Source organism: uncultured Nostoc sp., from assembly GCF_964245445.1.
GTDB lineage: Bacteria > Cyanobacteriota > Cyanobacteriia > Cyanobacteriales > Nostocaceae > Nostoc.
On sequence record NZ_CAXTNE010000026.1, the window covers coordinates 46806 to 48025 of the forward strand.

The 1220-nt window shown below is 46.0% G+C and carries 1 protein-coding gene; it reads right to left on the reverse strand.

Going from position 1 to position 1220, the window contains the following annotated elements; all coding sequences use genetic code 11:
• Positions 1-48: 48 nt before the first annotated feature.
• A partial coding sequence (metX, locus tag ACFE90_RS07140) for a homoserine O-acetyltransferase (RefSeq protein ID WP_375499069.1) occupies positions 49-1220 on the reverse strand: 1172 nt, incomplete at its 5' end.

Consider the following 1220-nt stretch of genomic DNA (forward strand, 5'->3'; position numbering starts at 1 on the left):
TTCGTGTTCAGAACTCGAAACTACTAGCTTTTATCTCAATACGTCGAGTTAGGAGGCTGGGAAATCTAAACTTTGCTCAAAAGCGATTAGCAGTTCATTCAATGCATCCATGTCAATTAAAAAGGCATCATGTCCGTGGGTTGATTTCAGCCACGCCAGTTGAGCATTAGGGATTAAATTTGCCAATTCTTGTTGTTCAACTGGAGGATAGAGGATGTCAGAATCAATTGCGACAACTAGAGTTGGTTGCTGGATGCTTTGCAGAACAGATTCATAATCTGATAAATTAGCAACTGTGCGATCGCGTGCAACATCGTGGCGATCCATTGCGTGGGTGAGGATGATGTAAGTGTTGGCATCAAATCGTTCTGTCAGCTTTTGACCCTGATGCTGTAGGTAACTAGCTATAGCAAACTGCTCAGATGCATCATACTGCCGCCCAAAGCGAATTGTAAAACTATCCCAAGAACGGTAAGTACTCATAGCCATCATTCGCGCAACTGCGAGTCCTTGGTTTGGGGGCGCATCCAGGGTGTAGTTCCCTCCTTGCCAGTTTGGATCGGCATAAATTGCCTGTCTTTGGGTTTCACTTAATCCAATACACCAAGCTGAATGTCTGCCAGAAACAGCAATAGGTGCGATCGCTTTTACTTTTTCTGGATATAATAACGCCCACTCCAGTGCTTGCATTCCACCGAGCGAACCGCCAATTACTAACCGCAGAGATTGAACACCCAGGTATTCTAGTAGTACAGCTTGCAGGTGAACCATATCTCGGATTGTAATCTCAGGGAAGGATATGCCATAAGGCTTTCCCGTTATGGGGTTAATAGTAGTTGGCCCGGTTGTGCCGTAACAACTTCCCAAGATGTTGCTGCATACAATAAAATCGCGTTCTGGATTGAAAGCTTTGCCTAAACCAAACAAAGGTTCCCACCAATCATCAGCGTCAGCCGAACCAGTTAAGGCATGACAAATTAGTACCCCATTATCGCCTTGAGCATTTAACTGTCCCCAGGTGCGATAAGCAACCTGAACCCCAGTTAATGTTTTGCCGCCTTCAAGTTGAAATGGCACTGTCAGCTGGTAAAACTGGGTTTGCGGTGAAATGAAGTCCGAGTAAATCATAGGGAGTGGGGAGTGGGGAGTTGGGAGTTGGGAGCTGGGAGTTAGGAGTGGAGGAGAAGAATTAATAACCAATGCCCCATGCCCCATTCCCC